This window comes from Acetomicrobium hydrogeniformans ATCC BAA-1850 (assembly GCF_000160455.2).
Classification (GTDB): Bacteria; Synergistota; Synergistia; order Synergistales; family Acetomicrobiaceae; genus Acetomicrobium; species Acetomicrobium thermoterrenum.
This window is the reverse complement of sequence record NZ_ACJX03000001.1, coordinates 392,055-413,451: the sequence shown is the minus strand read 5'-3', so window position 1 is coordinate 413,451 and position 21,397 is coordinate 392,055. Positions and strand designations below refer to the sequence as shown.

Here is a 21,397-nt window from a genome sequence, read left to right as displayed (position 1 = left end):
ATGGAACAGCATAATGAATCATATCAAAATAATGAAGGTAATATCTATAGCGAGGAAAAATTTCTCTATACCGGCACCCAAGTTTACTATTACGAGGTGTGCCATAGAAAGCTTTGGCTTTACTCGCACCACTTAGAAATGGAAAAAGCGAGCGATAGGGTTGCTTTAGGATCTCTCCTTCACGAGACAAGTTACCCCCGTTTAAAGAAACACGAGGTGTTGATCGATTCTTTAATTAAAGTTGATATTTTGGAAGAGAGCGGTAAAGTTCTCGAAGTAAAGTATTCTAATAAAATGATAGAAGCTTCAAGATTACAAGTGCTTTATTATCTTTACTACTTGAAGCATAAGGGGTTTGATGGGCTTGTCGGTGAATTACGTTTTCCACGGCAGAAAAGAAAAGAAGACGTGATACTGACCAAAGAAAAGGAAATGGAAGTTGAGGCAGCCTTAGAAGATATAACGCAACTAATAGGACTTCCTAGCCCGCCTGTTGTTGAATGGTCTGGTATGTGTCGCTCTTGTGCTTATGTGGAGTTCTGTTGGGGGTAGAAAAAATATGAAACAGACGATGTATATACTTTCAAGCGGAACACTAGAAAGACAACAAAACACGATAGTTTTCAAGGACGGCGACGGCAAAAAACGCTACATGCCGGTAGAAACGATAGCTAATATACAGATATTTGGCGAACTGGACTTTAATAAACGATTTCTTGAGTTTTTGACGCAAAACGAAATCACGATGCATTTCTTTAACCATTATGGTTATTATATAGGTTCGTTTTATCCTCGAGAATACTATAATTCTGGTTACTTAATTTTAAAACAATCAGAACATTATTTGGATTCACACAAAAGAATGGACCTTGCGAGGCGATTCGTCTCTGGTGCAATTAACAATATGAAAAAAGTTTTAGAATATTATGCAAGAAGAGGAATCGATGACCTTTCGAATACGTTGGAAGAATTAAATCAAATTAACCTTGCGGTGGAAATGCAAAATTCCCCTGAAGCATTAATGGCAGTCGAAGGTAATGCCCGTGAGATTTATTACAGTGCCTTTGATATCATTGTCGATAATGAGGATTTTGCTTTCGCAAAAAGAACGCGGAGGCCGCCGCAGAATCGTCTGAACGCATTAATTAGCTTTGGAAACTCCTTGCTTTACGTCACGGTTTTAAGTGAGATTTACAGAACTCACCTCGATCCAAGGATAGGATTTTTGCATACTACCAACTTCAGGCGTTTTAGCTTAAATTTGGACGTTGCAGAAATTTTTAAACCCATTTTTGTTGATAGGTTAATATTTTCTTTAATAAATAAAAATCAATTGAAGGCAAAGGACTTTTCCTCCGGTGTTGAGGGAGTTTATCTATCTGAAACTGGACGACAAAAGTTTATAGAGGAATGGGAGAAGAGGTTAAGGACGACCATAGATCATCCAACGTTAAGACGAAAGGTATCTTATCGCAGATTGATCAGGCTCGATTTATATAAAATTGAAAAACATCTTTTAGAAGACCATCCCTATGAGCCCTATGCTTCAAGGTGGTAAAAATGTTTGTAATTATGGCTTATGATGTCAACGTAGAACGTGTAACTAAGGTACTTCACGTTGGGAGACGGTATCTTAACTGGGTTCAAAATTCTTTGCTTGAGGGCGAGCTCACTAACGCGCAGTTTGCAAGACTCAAAGCTGACTTACATAAAATAATTAACGAGGAGGAAGATTCAGTTGTTTTTTACGTCTTACGGAGACAAGAATATCTCGACAAACAAATTTTGGGCTTAGAAAAAGGTGGCCAGACGATAATGATATAAATATTATGATGATATAAATTTTGTCGACCTCCGATAGTGCAAAAACACCAAGGGATCGACACAGCCTAAAATTGATGTTCTTCTTAGTGATGATCACATTCCTTTATTACGAAAAAGCGATTTGACTCCCCATTGCTAACATCCTATAATCATGACAACCATAGAATATGAAATTGGTTTGTAGCTTACCTATGAGGGATTGAAACCGGAAGTGGTCTTCAACTTAGATGCCTTCGGCTTTGGTTTGTAGCTTACCTATGAGGGATTGAAACAGTGGAGCTTTATTCATCTATCGTTAATAGCAATAGGTTTGTAGCTTACCTATGAGGGATTGAAACTGACTTGAATTCACGTGCTAGTTCTTCTGATATGCGAGTTTGTAGCTTACCTATGAGGGATTGAAACGAAAAGTTGCTTCGCCTTTTGTGACCATACCAATTTGTTTGTAGCTTACCTATGAGGGATTGAAACTGTATTCTCGTGTCCTACTTTTACCACGTACCATGAGTTTGTAGCTTACCTATGAGGGATTGAAACGCGATAAAGCTAGCTGCTCCCATTGAATTGAGAACAGGTTTGTAGCTTACCTATGAGGGATTGAAACTTTTTTTGAGTTCATCTACGCTTATATTAGACATCAGTTTGTAGCTTACCTATGAGGGATTGAAACGGTTGACGTCCAAGTTTTGCATGAAAGTTTGCTACAAGTTTGTAGCTTACCTATGAGGGATTGAAACTACTATAAAGTTTCGGCAGTTTCTTAGCTAACTCTTGTTTGTAGCTTACCTATGAGGGATTGAAACGCGTGCTGGAAAAGTGGTGAGGATGTATGGCAGAGATGTTTGTAGCTTACCTATGAGGGATTGAAACTCTTCTTCAACACAGCGAAGAACAAGGTCATGCAATTGTTTGTAGCTTACCTATGAGGGATTGAAACTCATGATACACAACGCTTGTAGATTGGATCAAACAGGTTTGTAGCTTACCTATGAGGGATTGAAACTCTTCTTCAACACAGCGAAGAACAAGGTCATGCAATGTTTGTAGCTTACCTATGAGGGATTGAAACGAAGAAAGTAGACGAGGAAAAGAAAAAGCTGGAAGAGTTTGTAGCTTACCTATGAGGGATTGAAACTGTTTTTTTCAAAGAGAATTGGTATATCATAATTTTCGTTTGTAGCTTACCTATGAGGGATTGAAACGTAAGTGCCCTGTGTATAAATGTTACCCTTCCCTCCGTTTGTAGCTTACCTATGAGGGATTGAAACCGAGACGCTTACGTTCCTCGGCGGCTGCCTTCTCTAGTTTGTAGCTTACCTATGAGGGATTGAAACTGACACGCTGAAACATACTGGTTTTCTCCGCTTGGGTTTGTAGCTTACCTATGAGGGATTGAAACTTGTCATGGTCATCTCCAGGAAAATGGCACGCTTAAGTTTGTAGCTTACCTATGAGGGATTGAAACAAATGCAAAGCCTTCAGCCTGTACCATTCATTCCAGTTTGTAGCTTACCTATGAGGGATTGAAACGCTCGTCTGACTGCAAGTAACTTAATGATGCATCAGAGTTTGTAGCTTACCTATGAGGGATTGAAACTAGATGCTATAGCTGCTTCTGTGAGAGATGCAAGATGTTTGTAGCTTACCTATGAGGGATTGAAACTGAGGTTGTGGAGATACAGCAGGAGAAGCTCTTGATGTTTGTAGCTTACCTATGAGGGATTGAAACAATTTCTGAACAAAAAGAACCGAAGCCCCAGAAATCGTTTGTAGCTTACCTATGAGGGATTGAAACGAGGTTAAGATACAGTATTCTATCGATACCATGTCGGTTTGTAGCTTACCTATGAGGGATTGAAACCTAGCACACTAAATTCAGCAAAAACTAAAGGATGGAGTTTGTAGCTTACCTATGAGGGATTGAAACTAAGGGCAAGATAGATACTGTAGTCAACTTGCTAGGTTTGTAGCTTACCTATGAGGGATTGAAACTGGAGTGTATTGTGGGTTGTTAGGTCTGATGGTAAGCTTGTTTGTAGCTTACCTATGAGGGATTGAAACGCAAACTGATTTTCCTGTTGGAGTGATCCTCAATTCAGTTTGTAGCTTACCTATGAGGGATTGAAACATAATGAGGGGGTATACGTGGGATCATAGATTTTTAGTTTGTAGCTTACCTATGAGGGATTGAAACACCATGTATGGGACGGTAAGAAGTGGGTTCTAAATCGTTTGTAGCTTACCTATGAGGGATTGAAACCACGTCGACCCCATACTCATCATGAAGTTTCTTTAACGTTTGTAGCTTACCTATGAGGGATTGAAACAATAGAAATATGCATGAAGTAATGGGTCACTTGGGCGTTTGTAGCTTACCTATGAGGGATTGAAACTTCTTTATTTGAAGAGTCAAGCATTTTCTTTATTTTGTTTGTAGCTTACCTATGAGGGATTGAAACTCGTAATGCAAGCTCCAATGCTTACCTGCTGCACCTCGTTTGTAGCTTACCTATGAGGGATTGAAACTCGTCTCATGCCGCTCATGAATTGCAACGAAAAAGCGGTTTGTAGCTTACCTATGAGGGATTGAAACAAAGTCCGTCGAAGACGGAATGAACGGCATTGTGTAGTTTGTAGCTTACCTATGAGGGATTGAAACCTGCTGAGGAAATAGGGAAACAATATGGGGTAGCAGGTTTGTAGCTTACCTATGAGGGATTGAAACCGTGGAACAAGAATCATCCTAAGAATCCAGTAACGAGGTTTGTAGCTTACCTATGAGGGATTGAAACCGTGCTCTGCCATCGCTCCTGTGAGAACATCACGTCGTTTGTAGCTTACCTATGAGGGATTGAAACTGACAGTAAAGCACACAAGCGGAGAAGCCTTCACAGGTTTGTAGCTTACCTATGAGGGATTGAAACTGAGAACGTTCTCAATGTCCTCTTGCGACATCCCAGTTTGTAGCTTACCTATGAGGGATTGAAACATGAAGTCATGCTTGGTCCAGAGCAAGGAGCATACGTTTGTAGCTTACCTATGAGGGATTGAAACCTCAGTTAGCAGGAGTCATGTGCAAGACAGATGCGGAGTTTGTAGCTTACCTATGAGGGATTGAAACCGCATACAAATGGATGGGGTTACTTATGTTGGTACATGTTTGTAGCTTACCTATGAGGGATTGAAACGTAGTATCAATCGTGTATGGTTTCGGGTCTGGCCCAAGTTTGTAGCTTACCTATGAGGGATTGAAACTTGATCTGGTTGACTCTATTTGTGATTTTTTACGTAATTCGTTTGTAGCTTACCTATGAGGGATTGAAACCTTCGCATCTTGTAGGAAGCGCAAGCTATTAGCGTTCGTTTGTAGCTTACCTATGAGGGATTGAAACCAATATCTTGAGACGCTTTTTGCAGCGTAAAGGGGTGGTTTGTAGCTTACCTATGAGGGATTGAAACCTTGCTTATATTGCTGCCTAAGCGATTTAATAACCCATGTTTGTAGCTTACCTATGAGGGATTGAAACAAATTGTCTCCAATAATAGCAGTTACATTCTCCGCCTGTTTGTAGCTTACCTATGAGGGATTGAAACCATATCCTTGCGAGATAGGTGTACCTGTTAAAATTAAGTTTGTAGCTTACCTATGAGGGATTGAAACTCTTGTTGTCAGCAGGATTAGTTTGAAAGGTGAAGTGTTTGTAGCTTACCTATGAGGGATTGAAACATTGGAGATAACTTAACGAAGCATCCGAAACCCTGGTTTGTAGCTTACCTATGAGGGATTGAAACTTAACATCTATTATCTCATTGCTGAAAACACAATCGAGTTTGTAGCTTACCTATGAGGGATTGAAACCCTTTTATAAGGTTAGTCAAAATTCTATCCATTTCAAAGTTTGTAGCTTACCTATGAGGGATTGAAACTATTTCAACACTTCAATAAGTTTTTTACTTACTCGTTTGTAGCTTACCTATGAGGGATTGAAACTAATATCCAGCGACATATATATATTCTGTCGTACCATGTTTGTAGCTTACCTATGAGGGATTGAAACGATATTGCCCGATTACATTGCTGAAGATGAAGTCGAGTTTGTAGCTTACCTATGAGGGATTGAAACTTTAAGATAGGCTGCTGCAGAACATTAATATCAAGGGTTTGTAGCTTACCTATGAGGGATTGAAACTTTTAATTTTCTTCTTCTGGTACAGGGTACGACAACGGTTTGTAGCTTACCTATGAGGGATTGAAACTAAACCCGCAATACATTATCGACGCATGTAGTTTAAGTTTGTAGCTTACCTATGAGGGATTGAAACCCTTCCGTTTTTAGTATACAAAATACTTATTAGACAGTTTGTAGCTTACCTATGAGGGATTGAAACGAGGATTGGCATAACGAGATCATACGTGCTTTTCAAAGTTTGTAGCTTACCTATGAGGGATTGAAACTTTTAGTTTTTGCTTCCTTCCGCCTGCTATTTGTGGTTGTTTGTAGCTTACCTATGAGGGATTGAAACACATCTTTCAAAGTATATTCGTCGTAGTACTCACACCGTTTGTAGCTTACCTATGAGGGATTGAAACTTATTATAAAACTATATCAGATTGAATATTTCTCAAAGTTTGTAGCTTACCTATGAGGGATTGAAACAAGTTTTATCAAGATTTTTATCTAAATTAAATGATGAGTTTGTAGCTTACCTATGAGGGATTGAAACATCATTCTCCCAACAATTATCCCAATTATCTTCATCTTGTTTGTAGCTTACCTATGAGGGATTGAAACTATAACGAGTCGGCATGTCTTCTATCTTCGTTGAAGTTTGTAGCTTACCTATGAGGGATTGAAACGTTAACATGGGGGTTTGACCCTGGTTGCAAGCTGGCGTTTGTAGCTTACCTATGAGGGATTGAAACATGTGCCTTTGATAGACGGTTTTGCACCTCGTTCGTGTTTGTAGCTTACCTATGAGGGATTGAAACTCGTCTAGCTTTATGTTTTGAAGCCCCGTGGTCTCAAGTTTGTAGCTTACCTATGAGGGATTGAAACGTAGCTACAGTGGTCTGGTGTCCTGTGGGCAAGTTACGTTTGTAGCTTACCTATGAGGGATTGAAACTTGGACTTCGTATGTTGCTAATACTTTCATGTTAAGTTTGTAGCTTACCTATGAGGGATTGAAACCAGGGCGGTCGAGTGTCGACAAAAATTGAGGCAGAGGTAAGTTTGTAGCTTACCTATGAGGGATTGAAACTATAACGAGTCGGCATGTCTTCTATCTTCGTTGAAGTTTGTAGCTTACCTATGAGGGATTGAAACGTTAACATGGGGGTTTGACCCTGGTTGCAAGCTGGCGTTTGTAGCTTACCTATGAGGGATTGAAACGAACTTGCCACCTTCTAAGGTAGCATGCTCCATGTGTTTGTAGCTTACCTATGAGGGATTGAAGTGAGTTTATTCCCATTAATATTAAAAGAGCAGTAGATGGATTAGTAGCCTTCCTATAAGATGAAAAAAAATTTCGCTGTGCATTGTCTCATTGCTAGCTTCACTTTGGTAGTTTAATGCGCACATAATAAGCTTAATGGTTGTAGCGATGTTTCGTGAACGACAGAAGAAAAGGTGACCAGGAAAAATGCTTAGTGACTTATGCTAATGAAATCCAGAAGGATAAAGTTGAAAAGGCGCGCTTTTTAAAAAGCGCGCCTTTTGTGTGCCTAAAAATGTTGTCAAAAATGATAGGGAATACCTTTTGCAGGAATGCATTTTAATTTTAGATGTTGCGTCAAGCTGAGCATTTATGTAAAATGATTTCAATATTAATTATCGATATTGGAGGCCGATATTTATGCTTCGTAGCCTTTTTTTGGGGTTTGTAAAAATTCACATTCTTCATCACGCTAGCAAGGGACCTATCTATGGGTTATGGGTAATCGAGGAGCTCGAACGACACGGATATCGGTTTAGTCCTGGCACGATTTATCCAACGCTACATTTGATGACAAGGGATGGATATTTAAGATGCGAATCTAAAGTGGTGAACGGCAAAGTGAGAAAATACTATACGATAACCGAGAAAGGATCAGATGTGTTGAATCAAGCAATAGGTAAACTTCGTGAATTGGTCGAAGAAGTGCTTTAATTTTAAAAACGAAAGGAAGAATTTAAATGGCTTTTCAATTGGAACAAGTCCAATATAAAGACATTTTAAAAATCGACAAATTACAAATACCCGAGGCTAAAATAACTTGCATAATAGGTGAAAGCGGAAGCGGAAAGACAACGCTGTTGCGTCTTCTTAATAATCTGATTTCTCCTGATGAAGGTTCGATATTTTATAAAGGTCGTAACATTGAAGACATAGATCCAATCCAGCTTCGCAGGGAAGTGGTAATGCTTCCTCAAAATCCTACTGTTTTTTCCGGAAGCGTGAAGGATAATCTTTTAATAGGGCTTGAATTTGCAGAAAAAGACAAAGTAAGAGACGATGTTTTATCCGAAATCCTGAGGTTGGCACAGCTGGATAAACCTCTTTCGACTATTGCTTCAACTCTTTCTGGCGGAGAAAAACAGCGCCTGGCATTGGCTAGAATAATGCTTTTAGAACCAGAGGTCATATTGCTGGACGAACCCACATCCGCTCTTGATGAGGGGACGGAGGAAAGGGTCATCGAAAGCGTTGTGGAGTTCGCAAAGGGGAAGACAAGAACTTTGATAATGGTTGTGCATTCTAAAAGTATTGCCCAACGTTTTGCCGATGTTGCAGTTACAATACAAGGCGGCGGAGTTGTGGCAGAGGAGGGCTTATAAAATGATGATGGGAGTAGTCGATATAGGGTTTTTTAATTTATTGGCAGGATATGCTTTGATTCTTGTTGTCCTTGTTATGCTCAGACAACGCTACATAAAAAAAGAAACCGAGCTTTTAATTGCCGTTATGAGGATGACCATCCAATTAGTGCTTGTGGGCTACATTTTGGATTATATATTGGGTTCTCAGAGGATGTGGATGACTCTGGCAGCTGTGGCTATCATGGAGGCTTTTGCTGTACAAAACATCTATCAAAGGGTCAAAATCGATATGACGCCGCGTTTTCGCAGTATAATAGCTTGCAGTATGGCTTTTGGTACTATAATTACTATGATATTTTTCTTTTTTGTCCTTCTATCTGTAAAGCCCTGGTATTCGCCCAGATATGTAATACCGCTGTCTGGAATGCTGATTGGCAATTCGATGACGGGCATCACCTTGGGAGCAGAGCGCCTGCTTAGGGGGTTTCATGATAAAAAGGAACTAATAGAGGGAGCGCTCATGCTTGGAGCAACTCCCGAAAGAGCCTCTAGAGAAATTGTTAACGAATCCTTCACGGCGGCCATACTGCCCACGATCAATTCTATGGTTGGAATGGGCATCGTCTTTTTGCCGGGAATGATGTCGGGGCAAATCCTATCGGGTGTTCCCGCCGTTACTGCGATTAAATATCAAATGGCAATCATGTTTGCCATACTGGCAAGCGTTGCTTTTACCGTGTTTATATTAGTCGTTTGGGGCAGTAAGACCTTTTTCAACGACAGAGCCCAACTGGTGTTATATGGTTAATATAATTAAAATGCAAGATAATGTCCTGTAGCTATTACATAATAGCTCTTATCACGTCGTATCTTTTATCGTCGCTTGCTATAAATCCATTGACGTTGGTTTTTAGGCCCTGGAAATCTTTAAATTCGATGAAGGCTTTTTGTAATAAGGATATCATTTCCTCCGACATGTTTGGATTGCAAGCTAAAGCATCCTTTGGAATATCCTCAGTTTCTGCTATTATTCTCAGTGCGTTTATGTTTAGTCCTCTTGACTTTGCTAAATCTATAGCTTCATTAAAGGTCGCACCGGCATCAATTTCACCGTTTAATACGGCTTTAATGACAGTGTCATGTGTTCCCATAAAAGAAACTTTGCCAAAAAGTTTATCGGGGTCGAGGCCATGGGATTTTAATATGTGTCTTGCATAAAGATAGCCGGATGCACTTTTTGGATCTACGTAACCGAAGTGTTTGCCTTTCAAATCTTCCAATGATTTTATGTCGCCGGAGGCTTTTGCAATTATGTAGCCTTTATATGAAGCTTTTCCGTTTACCATTGGAGTAGCTATAGGTTTAATTCCAATTTTCTTCCGTGCCGTTACATATGCAAAGGGCGAAAACCATCCGATGTCAATAATGTTTTTTGCCATAGCCTCTATCAAAGCATCGTAATCTTTGACAATAATTGTTCTGACTTTGTACCCAAGATTGTTGCACAGCCTTTCGAGAATTGGAACGTACATTTGCCTTATGTTATCTGGAGAGGTAAAGGGATTTACGCCAAATATTATTTCTTTATTGGTTTTGAGTTTTGTCATGATGGTTTGAAGGTTTAAAGCGGTATCTGATAATTTGTCGCTAAACTGCGCCAGCTGCACGTTTTTTTCTTTTTGAATCTCGATATCCTTAGATAGCTTGACTACGGTGTTATATGTTTCCTCCACGGATTTTGCTATGGCATTGGAAGCTGTTTCTATTTCCGAAACCACATTCATTTGCGTAGATGACATATCTGTGAGGTCGGTTAAAGCTTTTTTAATCATGTTGACGGAATGTTCTATTTTGGAGATGATTTCAATTGAAGAGGCTGAAGCCGTTTCTACGTCTTTAAGCTTGTTTATACAGTATTCCATAGCTTTATTTGACGCTGATACGCGGTTGCTTATTTCACTAATGATGGGAGTAATTTCTGAGATGGACTCTTTGGTTTCGTCGGCAAGTTTTTTGATTTCTAATGATACTACAGAAAATCCCTTACCAGCCGAGCCTGCTCTGGCCGCTTCTATAGAGGCATTGAGTGCCAAGAGGTTTGTCTGTTTAGCTATTGAATTAATATATTCTACTATCTTGTAGATCTTCTTTGAAGATTCCTCTAGCTTCAAGTTATCATCGGAGGCGCTTTTAATAGAGGTTATGAGTTCGTTTAAAAGAGGGGATAAACTTTCCAAGGAATCTTTGTTGTGTTGTAACATGTTTGTGGCTTCCGATGCGTTATTTTCTATGCCTAAAATATCGTTTCGCATCTTCGCAGATATATTTGAGAGCTCATTGATACTGGCAGTTATTTCCTGAGTGCTAGCAGCATTTTGATGGCTGCCTTCCTCTATTTCGGCAAAGATCTTCGAGATCTGTTCAAAGGTTTTGATCGTGTCCTTCGACAGCCAGGAAACTTGCTGTGTATCAAATCCCATAGTTTCTGTTACGGAAAAGAGATTATCGTGAACTTTTTCATCTAAACTCGATTTTTGTTGATCTGTTGCCCGAGAGGATTGTCGTGTTGTTGCCGGCAACATTGGTTTGTCTGTGCTTAAAGGGGTATCCTTTTTGCTATGAAATTTAAATAATAGGAACAAAATAACGGCGGTGCCGGCTATTGTGGTTATGGTTGCTATGACTTTGGAAAAGGGCAGGAAAAGCAACACTAATTCCAAAACAGCGACGCCTATGACGCTTTCTAACCATAATTTTCCGAATGTCATGAGCCATTTCACCTCAACAATAAAAAATTTTGTAGCCTGCTGATTATCAACAGGCACTTGAGGCTGCTCTCTATTCTCTGTAACTAGTATAAAGTTTTTCTTGCCTATAATCCAACCCCTTGTTATCCTTTGAAAGGCATTTTGTGACATTAATTGCAAAATTCTTAGAAAAGAGGTCATTAATCGATGAATCGCAAGATTTTACTGGAACGTAGTAATGTTTTGTGGAGAAAGCTGTTTAGTAAAGGTATCGATGCTTCAGTCTTATTTAATATTGAAGGGTTGGGTTGGGAAGATCTTTACTATTTTTCCGGGTTTCGCGGAACCAGCGGAGCCCTGGTGGAAAGCCGCAATGAATGTGTATTGATCACCGACGGGAGATATATTCTGCAGGCTAAGGAGCAAACCCCCTTTAAAGTTGTGGACAGAAAAGATCAGGATTTAGTCTCAGTTGTGAAATCCCTGCTTGCAGATTTAGGGGCAGAAGTAGTCGGTTTTAACGCAAAAACTCTTCCGACTAGTTTGTATCTAAAATTTGAAAAACCAGCCTTCGAGATGGTCGATATATGCGATGTTTTTGCTTCATGTAGGCGTAAGAAATGCAAAGAAGAAATTGAGCTTATTAAAATTGCAGCCCAACTTGCCGGCAGGGCTTTTTTAAAGTTGCTGGACAATTTAAAGCCGGGTATTAAAGAGACCGAAGTTGCTGCTAGGCTAGAGTATGAAATGAAAATGCTTGGAGCGGAGGGCGGATGGGGTAATGTCGATTTTATCGTGGCTTCCGGAATTAGGTCGGCATTGCCGCATGGCAGGCCTACCTCAAGAGTCTGGCAATCTGGAGAATGGGCGACATTGGATTTTGGTGCCAGGTTTGCCGGTTATGTCTCGGATATCACGAGAAATATTATTTTTGGAACACCCCCCAGCAAAGCGGTTGAGATGCATGATTTACTATGCAAGGCCCATGTCGAAGCTGCATCGAGATTAAAAGCAGGTGTTACGGGCAGGGAAGTGGACATGGTTGCGAGAAATGTCCTGGCCGACGGTGATATGGCTAACTTTTTCATTCATAGTCTGGGGCACGGAATCGGTCTTGAAGTTCACGAAATGCCGAGATTGGCATCCAATTCAACGGATGTACTTGAAGAGGGAGACGTTGTGACCATCGAGCCGGGGGTATATGTGGAAGGTTATGGAGGCATGAGGGTAGAGGACGATTATTTGATCACTAAAAGTGGAGCAGAAAGATTAACTGCCGAAATCCCCATGGAGTTATTTGTAGTGTAGTATTATAATAAACGCGCAAATAAATAATGGGGAGAGATATTTATGAAGTCGGCAGTGCGTTTTATGGTAATGCTAGCTACTGTTGTTTTTTTGATGAGTAGTGGTTTCGCTTTTGCAGAAGCACCCTTTCATATTGGAATTATGACTGGGACAGTTTCTCAACAAGAAGATGAGCTTCGCGGTGCCGAAAAGATGATGGAGATATATGGCAATGAAGCCCAGGGAGGCATGATTAAGCATGTCACATACCCGGACAACTTCATGCAGGAGATGGAAACTACTATAAGCCAAATCGTTGGAATGGCGGACGATCCAATGATGAAAGCAATTATTGCCAGTACTGCTGTGCCCGGAACCACAGAGGCCTTTAGGAGAGTTAAAGAAAGAAGGCCGGATATCATATGTTTAGCTGGCAATTCCCAGGAAGACCCGGGCGTTATATCGTCGGTAGCCGATTTGACCGTAAACCCAAATGACATATATAGGGGCTATCTACTTCCCGTGGCAGCACAAAAAATGGGTGCCAAAAATTTTGTCCATATTTCCTTCCCCAGGCACATGAGCTATGAACTTCTGTCGAGAAGACGAAACATAATGGAGGTCGTGTGCAAGGATATTGGAGTTAATTTTCATTTCGAGACAGCTCCGGACCCTGTTAGCGATGTTGGAGTAGCCGGTGCGCAACAGTTTATACTTGAGAAAGTTCCTGCATGGCTGGAAAAATACGGGAAGGAAACAGCTTTCTTCTGCACTAACGATGCCCAGACCGAGCCGTTAATAAGGCAGATTGTAAATTATGGCGGTTATTTCGTTGAGCCCGATTACGCGTCTCCGCTTATGGGGTATCCCGGTGCACTAGGCCTGGATTTGACGGCGGAGAAAGGAGATTTCCCGGCAATAGTTAAAAAGATTGAAGCAGTGATAATAGAAAAAGGAGCCAGCGGACGGCTAGGCACATGGGTTTACTCCCACCCCTATGTGGTTACAGCTGGTTTAGGCGAGCTTGCTAAAAGGGTGGTAGAAGGAAAGGCAGAATTAACCATAGATGATTTCATTGATGCCTGTAAAGGCATTACACCAGGCATCAAGGTGAATGGGAGCCCTTATGTTGATATGAGTACGGGAGTTGAGAAATCCAATTACATCATGGTTTATCAGGACACGTATGTCTTTGGAAAAGGATATCTTGGCATGACCGAACTTGAGGTCCCGCAAAAATATCTTTCAATAAAATAGAAAATTATCTAATAGATAAATTAATCCAATAAGTGTAATAATAAAAAGAGGGGAACATTTCCCCTCTTTTTATTAGATTACAAAAATACTCAAAGGGTTGCGTTGCTGGGCATAGCTGACATGTCATAAGTTCCAAAAAGGCTTTTGCCGCGAGTAACTTGGCATATTTTACGATTTTGGGATGGTGACTGTTTTGCCTGCGTGAAGGGGGGTGAAATCGTCGCCGAAATAGTTTTTGAAAGCCACCATTGCATCAAACCCCGTGCAATGTCCTGCCGCTATCCAGCGGGGTTTTAAGGAAGCTAGCTGCGATACGGTTTTTTCGATGTGTTCAGGATCTGCGTCCTTTAAGTGAAAACCTCCTAATATGCCTTCAATCGGGATGCCTGAGAATATGTCCTTGGCATGGAGGGTGATGTTTACTATGCCGGAATGGGAACAGCCCGTCACGATGACGATACCATGTCCTTCCACGTTTACAGCAAGAGCGGTGTCATCGAAAAGCATATCTTTCTTTACATGGCCTTCTTCTATGGTAATCGCTTTAATGCTGGGTTCTTCGAAATCCGTTTTTCTGGGGATTTCGCCTAAAACGATAACACCCTCGCGCACCTGGACAGGATCTTTCGATAGCAGCAGCCTTCCTCCCGCTGCTTCGATTTCCAGAGGCCCATTTCCTTGCGGGACTCCAATGTAGCTGATGACGGGTTTACAAGCGAAGTGAGGCCGAAAGAGGGTAGGGTGCGCGATGATGGGCAGGTCTTTTTTCTTCGAAGCTCGAAGCAGATCGACGACTGCCCCGGTGTGATCGTAGTGGCAATGTGTTAAAACCAAAATGTCGATGCTTTCGGGGTCAATGTTTAACCTGCTCATGTTATGAAAAAGCGCTTTTGAAGACTGGCCTACGTCCACGAGCACGCACGTTTTTTCTTTCTCAGCCTTTATCTCCAAGAAGAACGAAGCGCCATGTTGGGCAACGAGGTCGGTATTTCCCGGAACGGCATCATCCATCAAAACGGTTATCTTGAGCAAGTTCACGCCCTTCATATAATTCACCCCCGCTTGTTTCGTTATCTTCTTTTGTGTTATCGTGATATCTATTTTAGTCTCAAATAAAGCGGAATGGTCAAAATAAATTAAGATAGAATTAAATGCTTTACGTAGTCTCAAAGCACAGCCTTTCCGTAAAAGTTTGGAAGATGTCAAAGAAGTTAATTTGCCTCTTTATTGCGGCCTTTCGCAAGTTCTTTGAGAACTGGATATAATTCCATGGCAAGTTTATCTCTATTGTCATACGTAACGGTGTAAACTCGAACGTCATGCCTTGTCTTTATGGATTCGATGAAGGCGTCTCCCCTTAAGGCGATCGTGGCAATCAAAGGTGTATTGCGATCCAGGAGGTTTAAGATCAATTTCTTAAAGAGGGGCGAGAAACATTCCATCTTTCCTATCTCGTCTATTACGATAAAAGCATATTTGGGGTCGAAGAAAGGGATTTCTTTTAAGAATTGTTCGAAGTTCGCTACGTCTACGCTGTATTTGCTTACTCTATAGGGGCTTTTAATGTCAACGTGGGACATAATAAGTTTCGGACCGTGCAGGGCTATTGCTTCAAAACCAGTTCGCCTTCCGCTTTCCCTTATTTCTGCCGTGTAAAAGCCCACGCAGGGCAAATTGATTTGCTTGATAAGCCTAAATATCAGAGTGGTTTTTCCCACCCCGGGGCGACCGGTGATGAGTATGTTCTTCGCGGGCATTGTGGTTATTCTTTTTCCTCCTTAATATTTTGCCTAAAACAAGGCAAGCTGTTTTGAAGAAGGAGATGGAGCCTTTTTATGACGTTTTTGTAAAAGAGTCTCCTTCGGGAGCGGTTTTCCGCCGATCGTTATGAAGTTTCTGGCTCGTTTAAGGGACGTGCCAAGTACCTTTAATCCCTGTTCATCAAGGTAACCTTCGCGCCTGGCTTTTATGATCTTTTTTGCAGTTTTTGGGCCTATGCCGGGAACAAGTATGAGGCTTTCATATGGAGCCCTTTTTATATCTACCGGGAATAAATGCATGTTTCTCAAAGCCCATAACATTTTTGGATCCATTTCGTTCGAGAGGTTTTCCGTTCCCTGAAAAATATCTTCTACTTTGAAACCGTAAAATCTAATTAGCCAGTCGGCCTGATATAGCCTGTGTTCTCTCAATAGAGGAGGATTGGTTACGTCGGGTAAAACCCCAGGATTTACCGGAATGTATGCCGAATAATATACTCTCTTTGCCAAATTGTCAGAATATAATGCATTGGCCAATTTTATGATTGTTGCATCGGATTCCGGGGTTGCCCCGATGATCAGCTGGGTTGTTGTGGATATATTAATATCATGTTCTAAAGAGTTATACCTAACCGATTTAAGTGCTCTGATAATATCACTTGAAGTTTTGTCAGGGGCTAAGAGCTTTAAACTTTCTTCTGTCGGAAGTTCAATATTGCAACTAACCCGTGTAGCCAATGACATTGCCACTTTAATAAGGTCTGGTGAAGTTCCTGGTATGATCTTTAAGTGTATATAGCCGTCAAAGCCAAATATACGCCTCAAGATTTTTGCCGTACTGATCATGAGTTCCATTGTGTAATCGGGATTTTTGTAGATTCCTGAACTCAAAAAAAGGCCTTTTATTTGGCCCTTCCTATATAGTTCATAGGTTAATTTGGCCAATTCCGCGGGCTTGAAGATCGCTCTTTCGATATCATTTGAGCGTCTGTTGTAGCAGTACTTGCAGTCATTAATGCAAATATTAGTGAAAAGGACCTTTAAAAGCGGAACATAGCCTCCACCGTTGCAGGGGCTATAAAAGATGAAATTATTGATGTCGTTGCTCGTCCCTGCTTTTATTGCTCCTTTCCTATCTTTGCCACAGACCCTGTCGTATTTGGCTGCTTGAGCAAGGATTGATAATTTCTTCATAATACCCATGTTTAACTTGGCTCCTTAAGGGTTTTACACCTAACAATCATAGCCCCATAACCATGACAATGTTGTACTTGCTAGAATTTTCTTTAACTATTATCGACAATTACCTGTCATTTGATGTATTATTATAACTCTAGATTGTTCATATTAACAGAATCGAAAAACTAATTAGATATCAAAACATTGACATTTATTGCATGCGTTATTAGATCCTTTTAAGCAGATATTCTTTCCTAATCACTTTCGTGAAAATGTGAAATAAGGTTTCGCTTAATCAAACTTCCAAATATGTTTGCCACAACTTTTTTCGTCAATTACATCAGCAACTCCAGACAAGAGAGGTGAATTCTAATGAACCATAAGAGGCTGATAATCGCCTCCAATCGACTTCCTTTTACTGTAGAAGAAGACGATAAAGGGGATTTGAAGTTAAAAGCGAGCGCAGGCGGCTTGGTAACAGGCCTGAGCGCCTATTTGGATTCGTTGCAACACTCTTCATTTACCGAAGGGAACGAATATGTGTGGCTTGGATGGCCAGGGGCTTCAATTAGCGATGAACATAAAGAACACATAAAACAAATAGCGGAATCACAATTTAATGCCTATCCGGTGTTCATGGAAGAGGAAACGATGGACGCCTTTTATCACGGTTTCTGCAATAAGACGATTTGGCCGCTATTTCATTATTTTCCGACATATGTTGTTTATGAAAAGGAAAGTTGGGAGTCTTACAAAGAAGTCAACGAACATTTTTGCGAAACCATCATGGAAATTTTGAGGCCCGACGATATCTTATGGATACATGATTATCATCTGATGCTGTTACCCCGCCTTATTAGACAGCGAATGTCGGAGGTTTCGATAGGGTTTTTCTTGCACATCCCCTTTCCTTCCTATGAGTTGTTCCGCCTTTTGCCCAAAAATTGGGCAAAAGAAATTTTACAGGGGTTACTTGGTGCAGATGTGATAGGTTTTCATACCCATGATTACACACAGTATTTCTTGAGGTCTACCCTTCGCCTCTTAGGATACGAGAACAACATGGGTAAAATGTTTATCGATCACCGACTGGTCAAAGCCGATACATTCCCAATGGGCATCGATTTCTATAGGTTCAACAATGCCGTTAACTCAAGGGAGACGCAAATAGAGAGGGAAAAACTTCAAAATATTCTTTCCGGTTTAAAGACCATAGTTTCCGTCGATAGGCTGGATTACTCAAAGGGGCTTTTAAATAGACTTGAGGGTTATAAGCTCTTTCTTGCCAACAACCCTCAATGGCATGGGAAGGTTACTCTGCTTTTAGTTGTTGTGCCATCGAGGATTGGCGTTGATAGGTATCAAGCGATTAAGACAAAGATAGATCAGATGGTTGGAAATATCAACGGCGCTTACAGTACGCTGAACTGGGTGCCAATTAACTATAAATACGGCCATGTTCCCTTTCATCAGCTGGTTGCCCTTTATTCAGTTAGCGATGTAGCTTTAATTACACCTCTAAGAGACGGTATGAATTTGGTGTCAAAGGAGTACGTTGCATCTAGAAAGGACATGACCGGAGTGTTGATTTTAAGCGAGCTCGCAGGTGCTTCCAAAGAGTTGGGAGAGGCCATCTTGATAAATCCAAATGACAGAGAAGAGATCGCTGCTTCGATTAAAGAGGCCTTGGAAATGCCCGTTGAAGAGCAGCAAAACAGGCTGGAAAGAATGCAACAGAGGTTGAAAAACTATCATGTGGTGAAATGGGCCTCGGAGTTTATTCAAGAATTGGATTATATCAAGGACGAGCAGAGAAGATTCCAAACCAAAATTCTCGACAAAAGGGCTACAGCCAAGATGTTAGACGAGTTTGAAAAGGCCAACCATTGCATCTTCTTCCTCGATTACGATGGCACCTTGGTTCCCTTTTCCGGGGATCCCAAGAAAGCTATCCCGCCGAGGGAGCTTTTGGATCTTTTACGCGAACTTTCAAAAATAAATAAAGTAGATATCGTGATAATCAGCGGCAGGGAAAGAAGTATCCTCCAGCAATGGCTCGGGGATCTCGATATAAACTTCGTGGCCGAACACGGCGTTTGGATTAAAGAGAAGGGCAAGGATTGGGAGTTATTGAGACACGCGAGCAGCGAATGGAAGAAAGACGTGCTTTCACTTTTGAAGCATTATGTCGATAAGGTGCCGGGATCTTTTCTGGAAGAAAAAGAGTATTCTGTCAGCTGGCATTTCCGCAAGGCCGATCCGGAACAAGCAGCCGATGCAGCAAGGGAATTAACGGACCTGCTTTTACAATATACGGCCAATACGGATGCGCAGATTATACAGGGTCGCAAGGTTATAGAAGTAAGAAATGCGGGTATTGACAAGGGCAAAGCAGCACTTTATTTTCTTTCCAAGAAAAATTACGACTTTGTTCTTGCCATAGGGGATGACAGAACAGATGAAGATTTCTTCAGGAGCCTGTCCACTCAGGCATGGACGGTCAAGGTCGGGATGACCCATTCAAATGCACGTTCCAATGTGATGAGCTACAAAGATGTGAGGAATTTGCTCGATATGCTGAAGAATAGAGCGAGAGGTGAAGTTTGATGAGCAATGAGTTTCGTTTTTTTTCGGAGACCCACCAGACTAGATTGCTGGGAATGAAAGCGAAAGATCCAATTCAACTTCTTGATGGTCTCAGGAAAATACCGGAATCTTCGATGTACTACCATACACACCGCTTCTTACAGCAGCATTATCGCGTTTCTCCCGAGCCGCCCAACGATTTTGCCTACTGGATAACAAATATCTTGGGACTGAGAGAGTTAGGGGAAAGCATTACCAGTGTGGATATAGTTAATATAAAATCCATCGAAGAGCTGAGAACAAGATATATAAAGAAATTAGAAGATCATATATTGAGCGGAAAGCACATCAGCGGCTGCATAGAGGGGCATGAATTTCACTTCATGGATTGCAAAACTTTTGTCTTTCAGACGGACTTTGCAGCAAATACCTTGGCGGAGTTTGCGGAGGCAATGGAGAAAATTCCAATCACATCCATATGTTTTCATATTTTTGAGCCAAGATTGCGTTACCAAAAGCGAGAGAATGATTTTTCTGCATGGTTGAGGAATATTGGCGAGCATGAATTGGCAGACAGGATATCGCGGATGGATCCCTATGCCTTTACATTGGAAGGTTTAAGAAAAAAGATCATTAAAATATTGAGGAGAGATGATTACTTTGACAACTAACATTAAAGAATACTCTTCGATAGTGGGACAGGATATCATAGATGAGCTGTATTTGTTGGCTGGCAAGCTCGAGGGAAAGGTGATAAGAAATATAAATTCGACAAAGGTTGGTGGTGGAGTAGCCGAAATATTAAATCGAATGATCAGCTTATTAGAGCAGCTGAGCGTAGATGCCCGTTGGGATACGATAAAAGGTGACGAAAATTTTTTTAACATCACCAAAAAAATGCATAATGCCCTTCATGGCGTCGACGTCGAAATATCCCTGGAAGAATTTATGTATTTTCTCGAAATCAATCGCAAAAACGCCAAAGAGATGGATTTTACGGGCGATATCTTTTTTATACATGACCCACAGCCCATCGTTTTGGTTGAACTAAAGGAATCGCTGGGGAATAAATGGGTTTGGAGATGTCATGTAGATTTTACGACGCCCAAGGAAGAAGTAATGGCTTTTCTGAAATTATATATAGAAAAATACGACAGCGCAGTCTTTTCTGCACCCGCCTTCGCCAGGAAATTGCGCGTACCGCAGGTTTTGATCTCTCCTTCCATTGATCCATTAAGCGACAAAAATAAAGATTTGTCTCAGGAGGAAATTGACTCGGTTCTCGAAAAGTTCGGGATAGACAAATCTCGACCCATAGTAACCCAGATTTCTCGTTTTGATTACTTAAAGGACCCGATAGGAGTCATCGAGGTTTACAAAAGAGTCAAAAGACACTTGGATTGTCAATTGGTGCTTGCCGGAGGAGGCGCCACCGACGACCCTGAGGGAGTTAAAGTGTTAGAAGAGGTCAAAAACGCAGCAGCCGATGATCCTGACATTTTCGTATTGTTACTTCCCCCGAAAAGTGACGTTGAGATAAACGCGCTACAGAGAGCGTCAAGTGTAATCTTGCAAAAATCACTTAAAGAAGGATTTGGGTTAACGGTTGCGGAAGCTTTATGGAAGGAAAAACCGGTAATAGCCTCGGCAGTCGGAGGCATTCCTCTACAGATAGCTCACAAGCACTCCGGAATACTGACTTACTCCATTGATGGCACAGTTCATTATCTCAAACAGCTTTTGTATGAACCGGAATATGCTAAGGGTTTGGCCCAGAACGGTAAAGAACACATAAAAAACAATTTTCTCATAACCAGGCATATCAAGGATTATCTGCTCCTATTTTTATCGCTATATAATGGTGGTGATATACTAGAACTAAATTCATGTATTCATTAAATCTAATATTACTACTATAGCGTCGTTTCTATAAATATTTAGTCAATGATTTCTAGCGTAT

Annotated in this window: 15 protein-coding genes and 1 CRISPR repeat array; of the genes, 11 read left to right on the top strand and 4 right to left on the bottom strand. The window is 41.0% G+C overall.

Annotated elements, in window-relative coordinates:
• The 6 genes from cas4 (at position 1) to HMPREF1705_RS01995 (ending at position 9,429) form a co-directional block, all read left to right on the top strand.
• Positions 1 to 552 carry a CRISPR-associated protein Cas4 gene (cas4, locus tag HMPREF1705_RS02020; RefSeq protein ID WP_009202432.1) on the top strand — a complete coding sequence of 184 codons (552 nt, stop codon included), beginning with the start codon at positions 1 to 3 and terminating at the stop codon, positions 550 to 552.
• 7 nt (positions 553 to 559) lie between these two features.
• Positions 560 to 1,558 (top strand): type I-B CRISPR-associated endonuclease Cas1b, encoded by a 999-nt coding sequence (gene cas1b / locus HMPREF1705_RS02015; RefSeq protein WP_057940633.1) that lies wholly within the window; start codon positions 560 to 562, stop codon positions 1,556 to 1,558.
• Positions 1,559 to 1,560: 2 nt separating this feature from the next.
• Positions 1,561 to 1,824 (top strand): CRISPR-associated endonuclease Cas2, encoded by a 264-nt coding sequence (cas2, locus tag HMPREF1705_RS02010; RefSeq protein ID WP_040347772.1) that lies wholly within the window; start codon positions 1,561 to 1,563, stop codon positions 1,822 to 1,824.
• Between the two features lie 176 nt (positions 1,825 to 2,000).
• Positions 2,001 to 7,279: direct repeats of the CRISPR family, unit length 30 nt; unit sequence GTTTGTAGCTTACCTATGAGGGATTGAAAC.
• Between the two features lie 398 nt (positions 7,280 to 7,677).
• Positions 7,678 to 7,971, top strand: a complete 294-nt coding sequence (locus HMPREF1705_RS02005; protein WP_057940632.1) for a PadR family transcriptional regulator — start codon at positions 7,678 to 7,680, stop codon at positions 7,969 to 7,971.
• A gap of 26 nt (positions 7,972 to 7,997) precedes the next feature.
• Positions 7,998 to 8,639: an ABC transporter ATP-binding protein gene (locus HMPREF1705_RS02000; RefSeq protein WP_057940631.1), complete on the top strand. Its 642-nt coding sequence runs from the start codon at positions 7,998 to 8,000 to the stop codon at positions 8,637 to 8,639.
• 1 nt (position 8,640) lies between these two features.
• A complete protein-coding gene (locus HMPREF1705_RS01995) occupies positions 8,641 to 9,429 on the top strand; it encodes an ABC transporter permease (protein ID WP_057940630.1) in 789 nt (262 codons plus the stop codon).
• A gap of 34 nt (positions 9,430 to 9,463) precedes the next feature.
• On the opposite strand, the gene phnD is transcribed toward HMPREF1705_RS01995, so the two are convergent.
• Positions 9,464 to 11,389, bottom strand: coding sequence for a phosphate/phosphite/phosphonate ABC transporter substrate-binding protein (gene phnD, locus HMPREF1705_RS01990; RefSeq protein WP_040348354.1), 1,926 nt, complete (start codon positions 11,387 to 11,389; stop codon positions 9,464 to 9,466).
• Positions 11,390 to 11,575: 186 nt separating this feature from the next.
• Here phnD and HMPREF1705_RS01985 point away from each other — a divergent pair, with 186 nt between their 5' ends.
• Both HMPREF1705_RS01985 and HMPREF1705_RS01980 read left to right on the top strand, forming a co-directional pair.
• A complete protein-coding gene (locus HMPREF1705_RS01985; RefSeq protein ID WP_009200384.1) occupies positions 11,576 to 12,676 on the top strand; it encodes a M24 family metallopeptidase in 1,101 nt (366 codons plus the stop codon).
• Positions 12,677 to 12,718: 42 nt separating this feature from the next.
• Complete coding sequence (locus tag HMPREF1705_RS01980; protein WP_009200385.1) at positions 12,719 to 13,912, top strand: DUF3798 domain-containing protein; 1,194 nt, start codon at positions 12,719 to 12,721, stop codon at positions 13,910 to 13,912.
• A gap of 168 nt (positions 13,913 to 14,080) precedes the next feature.
• Here HMPREF1705_RS01980 and HMPREF1705_RS01975 read toward each other — a convergent pair whose 3' ends face one another.
• The 3 genes from HMPREF1705_RS01975 to HMPREF1705_RS01965 all read right to left on the bottom strand — a co-directional run bounded on the left by HMPREF1705_RS01975 (position 14,081) and on the right by HMPREF1705_RS01965 (position 16,866).
• A complete protein-coding gene (locus HMPREF1705_RS01975; protein WP_040347773.1) occupies positions 14,081 to 14,959 on the bottom strand; it encodes an MBL fold metallo-hydrolase in 879 nt (292 codons plus the stop codon).
• Positions 14,960 to 15,123: 164 nt separating this feature from the next.
• Positions 15,124 to 15,669, bottom strand: a complete 546-nt coding sequence (locus tag HMPREF1705_RS01970) for a nucleoside-triphosphatase (RefSeq protein ID WP_009200387.1) — start codon at positions 15,667 to 15,669, stop codon at positions 15,124 to 15,126.
• Between the two features lie 33 nt (positions 15,670 to 15,702).
• Complete coding sequence (locus HMPREF1705_RS01965) at positions 15,703 to 16,866, bottom strand: putative DNA modification/repair radical SAM protein (RefSeq protein ID WP_242603590.1); 1,164 nt, start codon at positions 16,864 to 16,866, stop codon at positions 15,703 to 15,705.
• 357 nt (positions 16,867 to 17,223) lie between these two features.
• On the opposite strand from HMPREF1705_RS01965, the gene HMPREF1705_RS01960 reads away from it, so the two are divergent.
• From HMPREF1705_RS01960 to HMPREF1705_RS01950, 3 genes are read left to right on the top strand one after another with little or no spacing between them, the layout of a single operon-like run.
• On the top strand, positions 17,224 to 19,458 hold the full coding sequence (locus HMPREF1705_RS01960; protein WP_009200389.1) for a bifunctional alpha,alpha-trehalose-phosphate synthase (UDP-forming)/trehalose-phosphatase: 2,235 nt from the start codon (positions 17,224 to 17,226) through the stop codon (positions 19,456 to 19,458).
• The gene (locus tag HMPREF1705_RS01955; RefSeq protein ID WP_009200390.1) at positions 19,458 to 20,108 is read left to right on the top strand and encodes a DUF5752 family protein; all 651 of its coding nucleotides are present in this window, start codon (positions 19,458 to 19,460) and stop codon (positions 20,106 to 20,108) included. Before HMPREF1705_RS01960 ends, HMPREF1705_RS01955 begins: the two co-directional genes overlap by 1 nt.
• A complete protein-coding gene (locus tag HMPREF1705_RS01950; protein WP_009200391.1) occupies positions 20,089 to 21,336 on the top strand; it encodes a glycosyltransferase in 1,248 nt (415 codons plus the stop codon). The genes HMPREF1705_RS01955 and HMPREF1705_RS01950 overlap by 20 nt, the downstream gene beginning before the upstream one ends.
• The last annotated feature ends 61 nt before the right edge of the window (positions 21,337 to 21,397 follow it).